Source organism: Gemella haemolysans (genome assembly GCF_001553035.1).
Classification (GTDB): Bacteria; Bacillota; Bacilli; order Staphylococcales; family Gemellaceae; genus Gemella; species Gemella haemolysans_B.
Map to the genome: position 1 here is coordinate 1 of NZ_KQ959958.1, position 18,309 is coordinate 18,309.

The window sequence follows — 18,309 nt, forward strand, 5'->3', positions numbered from 1 at the left end:
TAACAGTTTGAACTACTTTTGGTGATACTTCTGTAGTTTCGTTACTTGCATCTACATACTTAATTGTACGCGTAATTACTTTTGTTTCTACTTCGTCTTCTTTTGCTTGTGGATACTTCACGACTACTTCTGTATCTTCCATTGTTGGTGTTACTTCTACTAACGATACACTTTCTTTATCTGGTGTTCCATAGTTTGCTGGTGTTGGTGATACTTGTTTTTCCCAGCTTCCTTGTGTCCACGTTCCTTCTTCAAGTGTATTTGTTACTTTGTTTCGTTTGTTTGTTCTTGTTAATGTAACAGTTTGAACTACTTTTGGTGATACTTCTTTAGTTTCGTCGTTTGCATCTACATACTTAATTGTACGTGTGATTGTTTTTGTTTCCGGAACATTTTCATACAAAGTATCATAAACATAAGTTACAGTGATTTCTTCACTGTTAATAACACCTTCTACCGGAGCCGAATTTTCTTTGACTCTCATATATCTATAGGCTATGTCATTATATGTAAATTCATCAGGACGATATTCTTCTGTATCTACATTATAATCTTTTGTATAAGCTCTTTTTTCAATAGCTGTTATTGTTGGTTTAATTGTATTTCCTTGCATATCTTCATATGCAATTTTAACAGCTCCATTTTTTATATTTTCTACTTTAATAGTAACAGAAGCTACATTCGCCTCATTATATATTTCTTCTGCATTTGTTTTTGCTGCTGCTGAAATATAAGCTACCTGTTTATCTTTTGCATCTTTAGAAATTCTTGCTGGTACTAAAAATTCATTTGATAATCCCGGATTTAATGTAGTTCCTTGATTAGAAACAAACTTAACTGCTGTAACCTTGCTCCAATCTGTAACTTGATCTGCTGTTAAAGTTGTTGCTGCAGCAACTTCATTAGCATTTCCATTAATCGGAGAAGTTAAGTAGTATGCAGTCCACCCTGCAGGTGCTATTGCTTCTCCTGTAGCTTCTACATCAAATGCAGAATTACGGGCTATATTTGTATCAACAATATTCTTGTCCCCTTTTTTAGGTAATGTCACAAGTACTTCATTATTTGATAATTTTGAATTATCTGTATTTGATAATGTAAAACGGTATGTCACATCTGTTTTCGGAGCTAAATTCTGTAACGAAGTTGTATACCCTTCTCGTTGATCATTTTTATCGGTTACATCTACATGTAATCGTGTCCCTGATGTATTACTTACAGGTATTTCATAAGTAAAAGTTGATGTATTGATAATTGTCTTATCTCCATCAAACTCATTATTAGGATTTAATCCATGTAGAAATCTATTTTCATCCCAAACTAATGTGTATTTCAAACGATAACTACCTGTTTGAACCCACTGTGCTACATTAAACTCTAAATCTGGAGTTACATTCTCACGAGTATTTGAATCCTTAGGATCAATAATCAATACACGTTTACCAGTATTTTGATAATTATCATCTTTAGTTACAAGTGGGCTATTTCCTGCATAACTAAAACCATCTGGTAATTCAACAATAATTTTAGCATTTTTCGCACCAAGATAAGTTAAGCTCTTATCTGTAGTAGCACCATGTGAAGTATATGTACTATATACACGATTTCCTAAACCTGAAGGAGAATAGTTATACGCTTCTATCCCAGAACTTAAAGCCTGTGTTTTATTACCTGCTAAAACTGTTTCTACCTTTCCTGTTCGTGGTTCTAATTTCAAAGCAGTTCTTGCATCTGCTAAGATAGTTTTAGAAATACTCGTATTTACTACATCTGTATCTTGAGTTGAAACTTTTGCAGTAACGATACTCTTAGCTTCTTTTCCTTCCGCTACCATTTGTTTAGCTTTTTCTAAACCTTTTAAATTTTGGTGTAAATAAATACCAGCTTGACTTAATGTATTACTTGTAAAGTTCATCTCGCCTTTTGGTTTTAATACAACTTTAGTTGTCCCTTCTGGTAAATCTATAGAAGTTCCACCGTTTTTCTTAAAGGAAATTTCTCCTAACTTCGTTTCCGTTGCCCCATTTACCGTATATACTTCAAACGTATTACTAGTTCCTAAATCGTCTGGTGCATACCAAGCAGCATAAGCCCCATTCTTATTCCAAATACCATAAAACTCAAGAGATCTCTTTTGATTAAAATCACTATCAATCGTTAATTCAACTTCCTTAACTTTTGTCGGAGTATTAACACTTCTCCAGAAAACTATAATTCTCTTATCATCTGTTTCCGTATTAATTCCAGGAATTGCAATATTCACTCTATTTTCATGATTCTGTTCATTAGTAAAGTTATTAATCACTAATGGGGGTTGCGCTCCTGCTGCATTTGGTGTTGCTCCTCCCCCGTTATTCTCATATGGATTAACAGCTTTTACTACTAGTGAAGTTGTTCCTTGACTTGTATTTGTTTCCCCTGATTTATCTGTATAAATTACATTGTCTGTAAATGTAAATTCTTTTCCTTTTAAAAACTCTTCTAATGTACCTGCTTGGCGCATATTAATACGAAGCGTATCATCACTAGTATTATTCCCTTGATCGAACATAGGCTTCGCATCTGTTATTGTTCTTGTATAGCGAGCGATAGTCCCCTCTTGAGTCCAACCATCATTTATAGATGCTTGAGATAAAACTGCACCAGTTGGTAACGTTACTTCATGAACAATTTTATTTACCGCTGAAGTCTCTTTATTGAAAGTAGTTAATTTTAAAACTAATTCTTTATTCTTAGTTTCATCAATAGAATCACCCGGCGCATTTGTGTTAAATAAAGCTAAATCTCTAGCTCCACTTTCACTGTCTACATAAATACTAGCATATCCACTCTTATTTGTATTAGTTACTCTAGCTGTTGTAGAAGTAGTTGGTGTAATAGCCGTACCAGTCTTATCAACTACCTGAGCTGTAATTGTAGTTTGTGAATTACGTCCCGTTCTATATTTATCAAACTTATAACTTATATTAAAGCTAGCATACGAACCACTTGGAACTTCTCCAGTATAAATTTTATATTGTGTATCATTTACTTTTTCAACTTTTAAAGCAGTCCCAAGTTGTACATCAGTAATCGGTTCGTTAGCTGGTAAATTCACTAAAATATAAGACCCATCCTCTAATTTCGAAGGTGCAGACACATCTAATCTAAATGTTGAGATAATTTGTTCTCCTACATTATATTCTGTTTGTTTTCCAACTAAATTACCTTGTAAACTGACTCTATTTTCAACTGTTGGTTGTGTTTGATTAGTAGCTACAGATTCTGTTGTTGAACTTGGTTTATTTGTTGTAGTAACCGGTACATATGTAATTTTATATTTATTTTTTCCAACAAGTTGTAAATTTGTCGCAGTAAATCCAGGATAATCTTTCTTTAATTGATCAAGACTTTCTGAAAATTTCGATTTTAAAATAGCTACATCCTCCACTACGCCACCCGGTTTCTCATGAGTCACCATTACAAACTCTTGTGCATCTACTACTGTCGAGTCTCCCGTTCCCGTTCTATTAAAACCTGAATCACCTTCTCCTGCATAGGCTAGATTAGTATTTCCAAGAAACATCACCCCTGCTATCGCCACAGAAGATACAGCTATACTAGCAACCCCAACATTAAATTTCCTAATACTAAATCTATTATCTCTCTGGTTAATGTTAATCTTATGTTGTTTTTTTATCATCTTTATTCTCCTAATTTATACTGTTATCTATAATTTTCACTTACCAATATTCTTTAAAACTTAACATCTCTAACGATATATTTTATCATTTTTCTTATCTATTTTCAAATATTTTAATATGTTGTTTCTATGAAGTGTACTCAAAAAGAAAACTGATTTATCAACCGTCGGATAACTTCGATTTATTATTTAACCTCAACTTCTTTTATTAACCTAATTAATTAAATAGTTCAATATATGAAGATAATCTATACATTACCTCTTATATATAAAAGAAAAATTCGAAGCCAGGTCTTCCCAAGCTCCGAATTTAGTACATAATTAATATTATTTATAGTCTGGTAATTTGTTAAATTCAGCTTCATCAACGTTTGTTAATTTAACAATCCAAGATTCTTTTGGATCAGCTGAGTTTAATACAGTTGGCTCTTCTTCAGCTTTTTTGTTGTATTCTACTACATCACCAGCTAATGGTGCATTTACGTCTAATACAGTTTTTGATGCTTCTAAACGTAAGATAACATCATCTTTTGCTAATTTTTCATTTTTTGAAAATTCTACGAATCCTACAGTACCAACGTCATCTTGTAATTCAGCTGTTGGTCCAACAATGTAAACTCCTTCGTTCTTTTCAATCCATAAAGCTTTTGCTAATTTTTTCATTTTACAACCTCTTTCTTTCTTTTTTATAAGTTTTCTTGAGTATCAATGTTCTAATTTAACACTGATTTTTTACTGAAGTGAAAATTATACAACATAAATAAAAAAAAGTCAACAAAAATTTTAATTCTACAGAAATTGATTTTTAATTTCAATTGGAACTAAAAACTAATAAGTCACTACATCAAGATATCATTTAATATTTACCTTAACTCAATATCAACTCAACAAGTTCTCTTGCATCTACTTTTCCAAAATAGTGAGCTAAGTCTATACTTTTTAACACTTCTAGTAAATCTTCTTCTTTTACCCTTACTCCGATTAGTTTCTCCTCAACATCACTGACATTACCTTTTCCGAAAAAGTCTCCGTAAATCTTAGCTTTTGTGATTCGTCCCGCTTCTACTTCCAGATTAAACTCAACAGTCCCAATTTCAAGACGAGCATCTCTGTTATAATTATAACGTGGTGATTTTCCATAATTCCAATCCCAGTTTTGATATTTCTTAGAAAGCAACTCATCGATTTCTCGCCAATCTTCTTCTGTAAGTTCATAACGTTTTATGTCTTCGATTCTTTCACAGTTAAACAGGCGGCATAAGTATAAATCTTTGAAATCTACTACAGATAAATTTCTATATTCCTCATCTAAATATTCTCTAAGACCTGTAACTCTACTTCGTACCGAATCAATTCCTTTTGATTCAATTTTCTTACGATTAGGTGTTAGTACATTAACCATCGCATCATAATCAATATCAAGAAGTAGTGTATATCCGCCGTAAATTTTCCCATTAACAAGAGTCATCGCAGCTCCACTAACTTTCTTTCCGTCAACAACAAGGTCATTTCTCCCTGTTTGTTCAACCTCATTCACACCTAAATCCTGTAGAATATTTACCGCAGGTTCATAGAATTTTTTAAAATTGCCATAAACATTACTATCACCATTCATAATAAGGCAAATATTCACAGCCCCCTCATCTAAAAATACCGTTCCTCCACCTGTATCACGTCTAACAAGTGTGATTCCGTGACCTTTCATGTACTCATGGTTAATCTCTTTTTCGGCATTTTGAAAAAGACCTATCTGCACCTTCGGTTTGCAACAATATGGAAATATTATATCTTCATCTAAGTTCAATTTATTCAAAACATGTACTTGTATAGCTAAAGATACTGCTCCATCATAAATATACTCTCCATTTCTTATCGGCTCTATTAAATACATAAGCACTCCTCGTCTTCTAAAACACTACAATATAAACAGCTACCATTATTCAAGTTCAACCTTAGATAACAGTAGCCGCTTCATCCTAATAGTCTTTCATTCTTTAATTACTACTTTCACTCCTCCATCACAGAGAGCTTCTTAGTAATTTTCTTCTAATTTTCTAAATTCATCTCTCGTGTGTTGGGGCAGACTCTTACCATAATCCATCATAAGCACAATATCTTTAAATGCAGCTTTTGGTATCGCTAGTCTTTCGATATCCTCCACACCTACATCTAGATTAATATCTTCTTCACGATTTTCTCGGAATTTAGCTACAAAATCCGGTTCTGCAACAAAAACACTAGATAATCCAATCATCTCAGCATGAATAATAGCTTCACGGCTTTTTTCTATACTATTTATTCCACCAGTCGCCATCAAAGGAACTCGTCCCGCTAGATGTTCATGAACTACTTCGTTAATCAATCGACCTTCGTTAGGTCCTTCAGCTCGAACTTTATTTAGGTAAATATTTTGTCCCCAGCTCGCTATCGCAATGTAAGATAATGGCGCTCTTTCTAGTATCCAATCTGTGAGTTGGTTAAATTCTTCAACAGTATAACCGATTATCGCACCACGAGTCTCTTCTGGTGTTGCTCTATATCCTAGAATAAAATCCTTAGGTGCTTCGTTTCTTATAACTTCATACACCGCTTCAAAAACTTCTAGTATAAATCTAGCTCTATTTTCTAGTGAATCTACACCATATTCATCATGGCGTTTATTCGATACCGTTGAGAAAAAGGTCTGCAACATTAGCTTTTGTGCTGTTGATATTTCTATCCCTGCAAAGCCAGCCTGTATCGCTCTTCTCGTAGCATCTTTGTATTTTTGTTTAATCACATCGATCATCTCATGAGACAACTCTTCTACCTCATGTTCAAACGGAAGATGCAACTTCAACTTACTAGGACCATAAACCTTATGATTTACCCCGTAGTAATTAGCACCCGCACCTGAATAAGTCAGCTGCAAAATAGCCTTCGCTCCAGCGTCTTGCATTGCAGTTGCCATCTTAGTAAGTCCTGGAATACAGCTATCATCATGTGCACCGAAACCAAACTCGAACAACTGCCCATCAACATCGACATAAGCCGCACCTGTTACCTGCAGTGGAGCTGAGTTGGCACGTCTTAATGCATAATCCAAGTCCTCTTTTGTGATAATTCCATCTTTTGTAGAAGAATTAGTCGTCATCGGTGACAGTACGAACCTATTTTCTAACTGCACACCATTCGCTAGTTTTATGGGAGTTAATAATTTTTCCATAAACTCACACCTCTTTTACATAGTTTGTAAAACTAGCTTAAGATTAAGTCTACTAATTCTTTAGCTTCTACATTACCGAAGTAGAATGCTAAATCAATACTTCCTAGAGCTTCTAGTAAATCCTCTTCTTTTACCCTTACTCCGATAAGTTTTTCTTCTACGTCACGTACGTTACCTTTTCCGAAGAAGTCTCCGTAGATTTTCGCTTTTGTAATACGGCCTTCTTCAACTTCTAAGCTGAAATCAACTGTTCCGATCGCAAGGTGAGCATCACGGTTATAGTTATAGCGTGGTGATTTTCCGTAGTTCCAATCCCAGTTACGGTATTTTTCATCTGCTAATTTTTCAATTGCAGCCCAGTCTTCGTCAGTTAACTCATATCTCTTCGCATCTTTAATATCTTCGATACCCATTAATCCACAAATAACTAAGTCTTTGAACTCATCAATTGTTACATTTTGGTATTCAGGTTTTAATAGTTCACGCATACCCATTACACGTGCTCTTACTGATTCAATACCTTTTGATTCAATTTTTTTACGGTTTGGAGTTAAGGCATTAACCATCGCTTCGTAGTTTACATCAAGAAGTAATGAATATCCTCCGTAGATTTTACCACGTACTAATGTCATCGCAGCTCCACTTACTTTTTTACCACGAGCAGTTAAGTCATTACGTCCCCTTTGTTCAACTTCTGTAGCTCCTAAACTGTGAAGTACGTCTACTGCTGGTTGGTAGAATTTTTTGTAGTTTCCATATACATCAGTATCTCCAGGCATTAAGAAACATACGTTAACAGCACCGTTATCAACGTACACAGCACCACCACCTGTATCACGACGAACTAGAATAATATCTTTTTCTTTCATGTAATCGTGGTTTACTTCAGTTTCAGCATTTTGGAATAATCCGATTTCTACTTTTGGTTCACAGTAATATGGGAAGATTACAGTTTCATCGATATCGATGTTGTTAAGTACGTAAACTTGCATCGCCATTACTAGCGCTCCATCTGGTAAATATTTTCCGTTTCTAATTGGTTCTATTAAATACATAATTTATTCTCCTTTATTTTTTAATTTTTGTTAATGTATTTTTTTGGCTAATATAATTTTTATTAAAGTCTTATTATAATTTAATCTGTAATATTATAAAATCTCATTGCGAATTTTTTCGCAGTCTATGTTATACACTTGATGCACACTACCTGAAAAGTTATTACAAGGCTGACCCAAAAGGCCTAAATTTTTAAAAAGTGTATATGAGAACTCATAGACGCAGTGGTTTATTGATATCTAAATTCGCTTTATAAAAGCTTTTTAGATATCTAATAAACTGTGCGGGGATGACTCGACAAAATTGATTTCTTCGAAATCACGATTTTTGAGTCACTCCCATTTTTTCAATAACTCTTCCACATCTAACGTTAAATCCTTACTATTTTGGTTAAACCACAATACTCTAGAAGCAATCCTTTCTGGAAATTGATATTTCTTCTGGTTCATAGTAATCATTAACGCATTAGGATTTTTATCAAGTTCTCTATAAAATGGATATTTTATAAACTGAGGTGTCGTAAATCCAACCCCTATTTCGATAAATAATGTTTTCTTATCACGATTTTTTTCTAAAAATTCATTGTATTTATCAAGATGTTCGAAAAATATCAGATCTTCTACCATTCCTTTTTCAGCATTACGCTTATTAACCTCAAGTGGCGCTCCACATTCTGGACATAGTGGAATAGACCTATAGTCGACTTCCATATTCTCCTGTTCCACAGCCAGTCTGCGCATTAAAGCTTCATCTTGATATGTCTTCGCATGGCAATGTTTACTACACTGCATAAGCCCGTACTTCCCTTGAATATGGAAGACTTTATCCATATCATAACCCGCAACATCAAAAGCATTATCAGCATTTGTCGTAATAATATGATAATTTTTATCCTTTAGGATATTTTTTAACGCAAGATAACTCGCACCTACAGGTTGATCAAAGTAATTTAGCAAGACAAAACGACTTTGAAATGCCCAATATTCCTGCGAACTCGGAAAATCAAACAAACTTGCCTGCAACATATCTAAAAACTTATATTTTTCTACAAAATCTTTAAAGTTACTCGTAAATCTCTCTCCAATATAAGTAAAACCATCAGCAGCTGACATTCCAGCGCCTATTCCTATGACTATCGCCTCAGCTTCTTCTATTAGCTGTGCTAGTTTTTCGGCATTGTTTTCTTCTAACTCTATCGCCTTCCAAGTCATTAATTTTTCTCCTCTTTTCCCATTAGCTCTTTAGCTAAAATCTCAATAATATTTTTTCTTCTCTCTATCTTTGGTACTAAAGGTATACACATCAACTCTTCTAATTCGAATTCCGCAGCTAGTTTTTTTAGTTTTTCTACTACTACATCTTTCGTACCCCAAACTAAACGCGTTCTGTTTTTTTCTACTTTTTCTATATCCGCTTCTCTTATCTCATACTCTTTAGCTGTTTTTATACTAGGGAATCTGTCAAATTCTGTAAATTCTTTCTTGCCAAGAAGCCAAACATCTAAACAGCGTACTAAATCTTTCGCTTCCTGTTCATCTTCCCCTATCGCAATAAATACCGCAACCACATCTTGGGGGGATTTTTGTTGCTCACGCATTTTTGTACGGTACGTATTTAAGCATCTTTTAGCTGTCTCTATATAATCTACAGCTTGATTAAAGAATAGACCATACACATAATTTTGCCCTAGCTCCGCAGCTAGATTTGCACTTTTTTCACTAGTAGATAATAGCCACATCGGACTTACCTTCGCTTCCGGTGGTTGAACTAGTGTTTCAGTACCTGTAAGAAGTTCTAATAATTCTCTACAACTATCATTGTACTCTTCTCTCATCATAGGTGTAGTATCCATCAACTTCTGAACTACTTTGGTCCCCGGATTATTCCCTATTCCAAGATTTACCCTATTTGGATATAGAGCACTTAGAAGTTTGATCCATTCGCTAATTTTATACGGTGCATAGTGAGGAATCATTATTCCACCTGAACCTATTTGTATCTTTTCTGTATTTTGAAGAAGGTGCAACATTAATAATTCTGGACTACTACTAGCTAAGGCAGGAACCTGATGATGCTCAGCCATCCAAAAACGACTATAACCTAGTTTTTCAGCTAGGCGAGCAAGTTCTACACTCTCTTCTATAGCCTCTATCGCAGTCTTTCCTTCATCTACAATAGCATAATCTAAAATACTAAGTTTCATATTATTATCCTCTTATATTTTACATTTATTTTATACTTGGGAATGCCTCAAAAATTACAATTTCGGAGAAATAGATTTTATTGAGTTATTCCTCTTCTTACATATTACTTAGATTTACATAATTTCTATCCTCTGTTTTTTACAGGGCTATTAAAAAATTTATCTATTCTTAAATTCATTTTCACCTTTTTATTCGTCTAATAATCTGATATAATAAATCGTAAGAAAACCTTTTCTGAAACTACAAACTTATTATAACACATTTTCAGTAAAAGTACAGACACCTAGCACCACTAGTTTAAATTTTTTATAAAAAAATTATGGTGATTTAATCTATTTAACTTTTATAGATTTACATAAATAAAAAAGAAGTTACTACAGATTTTAATGCTTCATTTCTTATCGCTTATATATTGGTCCTAGCTGTATGTTATTTACATTACTTAAAGGGGTATTTTTTATGAAATCAAAATTATTAACACCTGTCAAACTGGCTAACGGAATAGAACTAGAGAATCGCTTTGTTCTTTCGCCTATGACTACGAACTCTTCTACTGCAGAAGGATTCATTACAGAGGAAGATCTTCTTTATGCCGAAAGACGAAAAAATACAGCGCCTTTACAGATCACTGGAGCCGCTTATATAAATCTTGAAGGTCAACTTTTTGAATATGGTTTTAGCGTCCATGATGATGCATGTATTCCTGGTCTTAAAAAGATGGCACAAGCTATGAAGTCTGGTGGAGCGAAGGCTATCCTCCAACTAACACATGCAGGACGTTTCGCTAACCATTACGTTACTACAAATAGGCGCGCTGTTGGTCCAAGCTATATGGAACTGAACTCTCCTATAGAACATATCGTTCATCCTCTTTCTATAGAAGATATACAAAAAATAAGAGAAGATTATAAGCGTGCTGCAAGTCGTGCTATCGCTGCTGGTTTCGATGGTTTAGAAATTTCTAGTGCCCAACGTCTTCTATTACAGACATTCTTCTCTACCTTCTCTAATGAACGTCACGATGAATATGGAGTAGATACATTAGAAAATCGTTCACGCTTCATCCTTGAAGTTTTTGAAGATGTATATAAAGTAATCAAAAAAGAAGCACCTAAAGACTTTATCTTCGGTTATCGTGCAACACCTGAAGAAACACGTGGTGAAGAAGTTGGTTACACAGTTGAAGAATTTAATCAACTTACAGATTGGTTATTAGAAAGAGTACCTCTATCATATATGGCAATTGCCAGCTGGGGACAAAATATTTATCTAAATACAGTACGTGCGGAAGGTCCACATCACGGTCGCCTTATTAATGAAGTTGTCTACGAACATTTAAATGGAAGAATTCCATTAATCGCATCGGGTGGTATCAATACTGTCGAAAAATGTGAAGCAGCTATATTACACGCAGATATGATCGGATTATCTTCACCATTTGTCGCAGAACCAGACTTTGTAGAAAAACTAAAATCAAACCATATAGACGATATTAATCTAGATGTTGGAGTTGAAGACATAGAACGTCTAGCTATTCCAAAAGCTGCATTTAAAGACATCGTCCTTATGATGGACTACGGTAAGAGTCTACCTCAACATACTAGGGATGAATTCAGAAAACTAGAAGAAAATTATTAATGCTATATATTTTTAGAAAAAGTAAAAGTTACTAAAGAAAAAGAACTTGAAAGCTTATTACAAGACAAGGTTTTTACAGGATATGCTTAGATTGAATTTTTTAGCGATGCAGCTAAAGATATTCATATTCCAGGTTGGTTAGTATCTGCTGGAGCACTAGCTTACTATCCTTTAGTCACTGTATTATCTTCTCCACAAGTATCTACCTTACTAAAATTAACACCAGCTGGACCAACTTATGTAGTTAATCAAATAATAACTTCTAAATTAACAGATTCTTTTATTCATGGTTTAGTAATATATTGTGTAAATCCTAGAGTAGAACTTTTACATGCAGGAAGTTATTATTGCTATGATACTGTATTTGATTTTTATCATTTAAGAATAGGTTATTAAATTATGCTAGAAAAAATTATATCTTATTTAATAGTATTTTTAATACTATCACTATATATAAATTTAACAATAAAAAACAAAAACATAAAGCATATAATAGTATCAATAATTACTATAACAATATTAGTAATAATAAATTTTATAAATTATGATACAGCTATATTATTCATAATATGTACAATATTTAATTTTATAATAGTCAAAATTAAAACAAAAGAAGAGAAAGAAGACTAGCTAGTCTTCTTTTTCAGATTGTTGACAAAACGACCAAAATATCAATATTTACATTGTCATTTTGATTGTTTTGTACACTATTTAAAATAAGAGGAATAATTATTTTTAAAAACAGTAAAAATCAGACTCAGAATAAGTAAAGTAAAATTACAACTACTTTTCTAAGTCTGATCTTTCTTATTTTATTCTAGTTAATTTTTTCACTGTACTTTGAACTACATTTAACGGCACCGCTTCTTTAGTAATAACACTAGTATCTAATCCAAACCATTTTTCTGGGGTTACTGTAATTTTTTTAAGCTTCAATCTTAAACTCATAATGAAGTTATCAAATGAAGATAAGCCATTGCTGTTACCTAATACTTCCTCAATCAAGACGAATCTAAAATCTCCTACAGTTTCAGCTTTTCCTCTTAAATTATATTTAGTAGGCTGCAGTTCTAATTCTTTTTCTTCTAATAAATCGGCGATTACTTGACGCATAAACATATTGACCCTTTGATTTTCTCTAAATCCTAGATTAAAGGTGATTTTTAATATTTTTTTATCACTAAATTTAGTAACTTTGTACTCTCTTCTATATGGTTCGTCTAGTACATTTATATGGACGAAAAAGTAGACATTTGCTCGTTTAGGTTGTTTATTCAAGATAGAATACAAGACTGCATAATCCACATCTTCCTCATGCTTAGCACCTGTTAAATATACTAGGTTTGTCGCATAGTTCGGTATACTTTTATCCAAACTTAATTTCAACAACTGTTTCGTATAATTTTTTACAGTTAAATACTGACTCTCACGCTCTTTAATTTCTGTTCCTTTATACCAAATAAACATAATTGAGAATATTAATAAAGCGATAATTACAGTTATATATCCACCATTTACGAATTTCAAACTATTTGCATATAGGAAAAACAGTTCCTCTATTCCGAAGAATAATAAGAAAATTAGCGCAAAAGTTTTTTTGTTTTTTACTTTGTATAAATATATGCTTAACAACAATGTCGTTACAAACATCGTTACACTAATACTTAATCCATACGCAGCTTCCATATTACTACTTGTTCTAAAGAATAATACTACACAGCTACTGCAGATAAATAATATTATATTAACCGCCGATACATAGACCTGACCTTTTAATTCTGTAGGATATTTTATCATTAATTTCGGGAAAAGATTTAATTTTATCGCCTCTGATATCAATGTAAATGATCCTGTGATTAAACTTTGACTTGCTATTATCGCAGCAAGTGTCGCAAGTATTACCTGAAATACTATAAAACTATCCGGTACTATCGCAAAGAATGGATTTTTTGTCACGCTATAATTTGTCGATAACAGATACGCTGCCTGACCGAAATAGTTCGCAAGTAAGCACACTTTCACTGAAAACCACGCCATTCTGACATTTTTTCGCCCACAGTGACCTAAATCTACATATAAATCCTCAGCTCCTGATACACATAAAAATACAGCTCCTAATAGGACAAAAACACCAGGATAACTTATTAGCAACTGTAATGCATATTTAGGATTTATAGCTTTTAATATTTCTGGTCTACTACTTATAGATTTTACTCCCCAAAGCAATAGAGATAAAAACCATAAACTCATTATAGGTCCGAATAACGAGCCAATTTTTTTCGTTCCAAAGCGTTGAAATGAAAAAATAAATACAAATATTATAAGCACTAAGACAATTACATCATTTGTATTGATAGAAGGAACAATATCATGTAATCCTTCAACCGCGGAGGTTACCGTAATTGCAGGTGTTATTATCCCATCCGCAAGAAGTGTTGCTCCCCCTATCATCGCTAAAAGTGCTACACTACGTCTTGTTTTATTTTTTATTAAGGCAAAAAGTGAGAATACCCCTCCTTCGCCTTTGTTATCAGCCTTCAGCGCTATCATTACATATTTTGTCGTAGTTTGTAAAGTCATTACCCAAAATATTAAACTGATAAACCCTAGAACTAAGTTTCTATTCATCGTTGCATCAGTACTATGAACAAATGATTTCATAACATAAAGAACCGAGGTTCCTATATCACCGAATATTATTCCTATTGTTATTATTACACCAAGAAAGGTTAATCTTGATTTATCCATATATTCAACCTCTTATATAATAAGTTAACATAAAATTACTTCTATAAAATTAGTAATTTTGTTCTAAATATAATTATATTCCTCTTATAATCAAAGTCAATAGTAAGTATCTTGTATTTTTATCATTATATAAAAGAGATTTTCCTCTATAAAATCAATAGAAGTAATATTTAGAAAATTATTATTCTAGAAATATTTTCCATTTTATTATCAGTTTACATAATTTTTGTACTTTTAAGACATTATATTCTAAAAAAATATCACGATTAAAAAATTTGTATTTTTCATTATTAGCTCTCCTACATTAATATAACACCTTAAATTTTTTCATTAAAAAATCAGTGGTTTCTTATTTTATAAAAACCATTTAAAGTACCTTTAAATTAATTTTGAAAACTTTTACTTTTCTACTTTACAAATATATTTAAAATGTGTTAACATTAGATTAAAGAAGATTTAACACATTAAATTTAAAAGATAGAATTTTTTTAAAAAGGGGTGCTATTATGCTAATAAAAAGTAAAAAAGTTTGGTCAAGCGGACAATTTCTTCCTCTTATTGTAGAAGTAGAAGATAAAAAAATTACTGCTGTTTATGATTATGACGCATTCGATAAAGTAGATTATGATTTCGGATCTAATCGTATTCTACCTGGTTTTATAGATGTTCATACTCATGGAGCTTATGGCTATGATACAAATGATGTTAACGAAGAGGGGCTTCGTAACTGGACTAAAAATATCGTTTCTGAGGGAGTAACATCATTTTTACCAACAACAATTACACAAACTGAAGAAGTTCTTCTAAAAGCTGTTGCTAATGTAGCAAAAGTATATGAAGAAGGTTACGAAGGTGCTGAAATTTTAGGAATTCACTTCGAAGGACCTTATCTTGATGTAGAAAAACGTGGAGCTCAACCTAAAAATTGTATCCAAACACCAAGTGTTGAACAATTCAAAAAATTTCAAGCAGCTAGTAAAAATCTAATTAAACTTATTACTATCGCTTGTGAAAAAGATATCGACTACAAACTTACTAAATACCTTGTAAGCCAAGGAATTCGTGTAAGTCTAGGACACTCTGCTTGTAATTATAAAGAAAGTTACCTAGCATTCGCTAACGGTGCCACTTCTCAAACTCACGTTTATAATGGAATGGTTGGTTTCCATCACCGTGACGGAGGTCAAGTAGGATTTGCACTGCGTGCGCGTGATGCTTATGGAGAAATTATCTGTGACGGTATCCACTCTACAACAGATGCTTTAAATACATACTTCACAGCTAAAGGTCGCGATCACGGAATTATGATTACCGATTCACTATGTGCTAAAGGTTGTGGACGTGGTTCCTACATCTTCGGTGGAGAAAATATGGAAATATATGAAGATGGTAGTGCTCACCGTGATGATGGGCGTTTAGCAGGTTCTACACTAAGAGTTATCGATGGACTACGTGTCTTAATTGAGGATGCTTTAGTTCCTGTCGATGCTGCCATTAACTCTTGTACAAAAAACCCAGCGGAAATGCTAGGATTTGCCGATCGTAAAGGTAAAATCAAAGTTGGTTTTGATGCTGACCTTGTTGTTATTAGTCCTACATACGAAGTACTAACAACATTCGCACGTGGCGAAGAAGTTTATAAAAAAGAAGATTAAAAAGTAAGGGGTAATTCTATGAAATATTTAGTTTTTAATTCTAAAAAAGAAGCTTCAAAAGAAGCGTACAAAATTTTAAGAAGTTTAATTAACGAAAATTCAACACTAGGTCTTGCTACTGGTGGAACACCTACAGACTTATACGCAGAAATGATTGCAGACCACAAAGCAGGTAATTTCAGCTATAAAAATGTAAAATCTTATAATTTAGATGAATATGTAGGTATCAGCTATGATCACCCAGAAAGTTATCATAAATTCATGGAGACTAATCTATTCGATCATATCGATATAGAAAAAGCAAACACTCATGTTCCTGACGCAAGTGCTGAAGATTTAGAAAATGCTCTTAACTCTTACCAAGAAGCGCTTAATAATGCTAATATTGACGTTCAACTACTAGGTGTTGGTTCAAATGGTCACATCGGATTTAATGAACCAGGTACATCTTTTGATACTGGAGTACATATTGTTGATTTAAAACAAGAAACAATAGAAGCAAATTCTAGATTCTTTAATAATGATATTAATCTAGTACCAAAACAGGCTGTAACAATGGGGATAAAAGATATTATGAAGGCTAAACACATAATCTTATTAGCTTTTGGTGAAGCTAAACAACAAGCGATTAAAAGTTTAATAGAAGGTGAGGAAATTACTGAAAATATTCCTTGTACTATTCTAAAAAATCACCCAAGTGTATATGTAATAGTAGACAAAGAAGCAGACTTTAAATAACAAAAGTTGTGGGAGTGGCTCTCGACTAAGAAAAATCATCAGTCGGCCCCTCCCACTCTAAAAAATATATCGATGTAAGCGTTTGATTTTAAAAATAATAGGGAGGTACTATAAAAAATAATGAGTACACAACTAAAATGGACAAATATAGCTACTGTAGCGGCTCAAAAAGGCTACGAAAATAATATAGGTACAGCAGGATTAGTTAAAGGAGTATTAGGCAATAAACTAATCTTCGGTGGTGGTGCTAACTTCCCAGGTGGACTTCCTGTAGATGGTGGAGTTAAAGTAAATCATAAAGATATATATCTATATGAAGAAACAGCTGACGGAGTAACTTTATTAGATCAAATTCAATTTGACTATCCTCTAGCCTATGGACCAAGTGCAGTGCATAACGATACACTATACTACATTGCTAATAAAACTGAAACATCATCAGAATTATTGGCATTCACTGTTGTTGATAATAAATTAAAAGTTGAAGTAGTCGACACTCTTCCACTTACTGTAGAAAATGTTATCGCAAAAGTTCACGACAATAAACTATACTTCGGTATCGGATCTATCAACGGATCAAATAACAATGAACTTTATGCATATGATTTAGCAACTAAGAAATTCGAAGTATTTTCAGAATTTCCTGGAAAATTACGTAATCAAGCAGTAAGCTATGTATACAATAATGAACTTTATGTATATGGTGGTGGCGCTAGTGAAACATATAACGATGGATATAAAGTAAACTTAGAAACAAAAGAATGGACACAACTAGCTGATGTAGAAATTGATAATGAAGAAGTATCTCTACTCGGTGCTGATTGGGCTCCATTAAACGACCATGAACTACTAGTAATCGGCGGCTTCAATAAAGATGTTTGGAAAGATGCTGTATTCAATTTAACAACATTACAAGGTGAAGATCATGCAAAATATCGTGACGCATACTTTAGACGTCCTGTAAGTGATTATAAGTGGAATAAAAAAGAATTAGTATACAACTTGAATGAAAACCGCTGGTACCAATTAGGAGAAATTCCTTTTGAAGCTCCTTGTGGACATGCCTTGTTAGCTACAGATAATAACATTTATTCTATCATGGGTGAGATTAAACCGGCAGAAAGAAAACCATATATCCATAGAACAAAAAAATAATAATAACTAAAGATACCCTATTTAAAATGTAGGGTATCTTTAATTATTTTTAAAATTACTCTTACTCTTAATTGAATACTTTATTAATAAAAAGTTCAATCTATAAAATTCCAATTAAAAAAGCCATGAGTTTTATTCTCATGGCAGTTGTTTTGTGTTATGACAAAAACTTAAATAAAAAAAGAACCTTCCATTTGGAAGGCTCTCACTGTTGCCTGGCAACGTTCT

12 protein-coding genes are annotated in these 18,309 nt (G+C 33.0%); 4 read left to right on the forward strand and 8 right to left on the reverse strand.

The annotated features are described in order from the left end of the window. From HMPREF3186_RS04790 to HMPREF3186_RS04820, 7 genes are all read right to left on the reverse strand, one after another. On the reverse strand, window positions 1-3,682 hold a 3,682-nt coding region (locus tag HMPREF3186_RS04790), incomplete at its 3' end, for a mucin-binding protein (RefSeq protein WP_060914165.1). A 327-nt stretch (window positions 3,683-4,009) separates the two neighbouring features. After that, a complete protein-coding gene (locus HMPREF3186_RS04795) occupies window positions 4,010-4,345 on the reverse strand; it encodes a glycine cleavage system H family protein (protein WP_060914166.1) in 336 nt (111 codons plus the stop codon). A 205-nt stretch (window positions 4,346-4,550) separates the two neighbouring features. Continuing rightward, window positions 4,551-5,573 carry a lipoate--protein ligase gene (locus HMPREF3186_RS04800; protein WP_060914167.1) on the reverse strand — a complete coding sequence of 341 codons (1,023 nt, stop codon included), beginning with the start codon at window positions 5,571-5,573 and terminating at the stop codon, window positions 4,551-4,553. A gap of 141 nt (window positions 5,574-5,714) precedes the next feature. Beyond that, the gene (locus HMPREF3186_RS04805; RefSeq protein WP_060914168.1) at window positions 5,715-6,887 is read right to left on the reverse strand and encodes an NADH-dependent flavin oxidoreductase; all 1,173 of its coding nucleotides are present in this window, start codon (window positions 6,885-6,887) and stop codon (window positions 5,715-5,717) included. A 32-nt stretch (window positions 6,888-6,919) separates the two neighbouring features. After that, window positions 6,920-7,942 carry a lipoate--protein ligase gene (locus HMPREF3186_RS04810; protein ID WP_060914169.1) on the reverse strand — a complete coding sequence of 341 codons (1,023 nt, stop codon included), beginning with the start codon at window positions 7,940-7,942 and terminating at the stop codon, window positions 6,920-6,922. Between the two features lie 333 nt (window positions 7,943-8,275). Beyond that, a complete protein-coding gene (locus tag HMPREF3186_RS04815) occupies window positions 8,276-9,154 on the reverse strand; it encodes an SIR2 family NAD-dependent protein deacylase (RefSeq protein WP_060914170.1) in 879 nt (292 codons plus the stop codon). After that, window positions 9,154-10,146: an MsnO8 family LLM class oxidoreductase gene (locus HMPREF3186_RS04820; RefSeq protein WP_060914171.1), complete on the reverse strand. Its 993-nt coding sequence runs from the start codon at window positions 10,144-10,146 to the stop codon at window positions 9,154-9,156. Before HMPREF3186_RS04820 ends, HMPREF3186_RS04815 begins: the two co-directional genes overlap by 1 nt. A 460-nt stretch (window positions 10,147-10,606) precedes the next feature. Here HMPREF3186_RS04820 and HMPREF3186_RS04825 point away from each other — a divergent pair, with 460 nt between their 5' ends. Then, the gene (locus HMPREF3186_RS04825; protein ID WP_060914172.1) at window positions 10,607-11,785 is read left to right on the forward strand and encodes an NADH-dependent flavin oxidoreductase; all 1,179 of its coding nucleotides are present in this window, start codon (window positions 10,607-10,609) and stop codon (window positions 11,783-11,785) included. Window positions 11,786-12,592: 807 nt separating this feature from the next. Here HMPREF3186_RS04825 and HMPREF3186_RS04830 read toward each other — a convergent pair. Further along, complete coding sequence (locus tag HMPREF3186_RS04830) at window positions 12,593-14,533, reverse strand: KUP/HAK/KT family potassium transporter (RefSeq protein ID WP_060914173.1); 1,941 nt, start codon at window positions 14,531-14,533, stop codon at window positions 12,593-12,595. 506 nt (window positions 14,534-15,039) lie between these two features. Here HMPREF3186_RS04830 and nagA point away from each other — a divergent pair. From nagA to HMPREF3186_RS04845, 3 genes are all read left to right on the forward strand, one after another. Further along, window positions 15,040-16,188 (forward strand): N-acetylglucosamine-6-phosphate deacetylase, encoded by a 1,149-nt coding sequence (gene nagA, locus HMPREF3186_RS04835; protein WP_060914174.1) that lies wholly within the window; start codon window positions 15,040-15,042, stop codon window positions 16,186-16,188. Between the two features lie 18 nt (window positions 16,189-16,206). Continuing rightward, complete coding sequence (gene nagB, locus HMPREF3186_RS04840; RefSeq protein WP_060914175.1) at window positions 16,207-16,926, forward strand: glucosamine-6-phosphate deaminase; 720 nt, start codon at window positions 16,207-16,209, stop codon at window positions 16,924-16,926. Between the two features lie 120 nt (window positions 16,927-17,046). Next, window positions 17,047-18,081 carry a cyclically-permuted mutarotase family protein gene (locus tag HMPREF3186_RS04845; protein WP_060914176.1) on the forward strand — a complete coding sequence of 345 codons (1,035 nt, stop codon included), beginning with the start codon at window positions 17,047-17,049 and terminating at the stop codon, window positions 18,079-18,081. Window positions 18,082-18,309 lie beyond the last annotated feature (228 nt).

What these genes read in the sequence shown, in the direction of transcription:
- HMPREF3186_RS04795 (WP_060914166.1), bottom strand. Translation starts at nt 4,345, where the DNA reads ATGAAAAAATTAGCAAAAGCTTTATGGATTGAAAAGAACGAAGGAGTT.
- HMPREF3186_RS04810 (WP_060914169.1), bottom strand. Translation starts at nt 7,942, where the DNA reads ATGTATTTAATAGAACCAATTAGAAACGGAAAATATTTACCAGATGGA.
- HMPREF3186_RS04825 (WP_060914172.1), top strand. Translation starts at nt 10,607, where the DNA reads ATGAAATCAAAATTATTAACACCTGTCAAACTGGCTAACGGAATAGAA.
- HMPREF3186_RS04800 (WP_060914167.1), bottom strand. Translation starts at nt 5,573, where the DNA reads ATGTATTTAATAGAGCCGATAAGAAATGGAGAGTATATTTATGATGGA.
- HMPREF3186_RS04845 (WP_060914176.1), top strand. Translation starts at nt 17,047, where the DNA reads ATGAGTACACAACTAAAATGGACAAATATAGCTACTGTAGCGGCTCAA.
- HMPREF3186_RS04830 (WP_060914173.1), bottom strand. Translation starts at nt 14,533, where the DNA reads ATGGATAAATCAAGATTAACCTTTCTTGGTGTAATAATAACAATAGGA.
- nagB (WP_060914175.1), top strand. Translation starts at nt 16,207, where the DNA reads ATGAAATATTTAGTTTTTAATTCTAAAAAAGAAGCTTCAAAAGAAGCG.
- HMPREF3186_RS04815 (WP_060914170.1), bottom strand. Translation starts at nt 9,154, where the DNA reads ATGACTTGGAAGGCGATAGAGTTAGAAGAAAACAATGCCGAAAAACTA.
- nagA (WP_060914174.1), top strand. Translation starts at nt 15,040, where the DNA reads ATGCTAATAAAAAGTAAAAAAGTTTGGTCAAGCGGACAATTTCTTCCT.
- HMPREF3186_RS04820 (WP_060914171.1), bottom strand. Translation starts at nt 10,146, where the DNA reads ATGAAACTTAGTATTTTAGATTATGCTATTGTAGATGAAGGAAAGACT.
- HMPREF3186_RS04805 (WP_060914168.1), bottom strand. Translation starts at nt 6,887, where the DNA reads ATGGAAAAATTATTAACTCCCATAAAACTAGCGAATGGTGTGCAGTTA.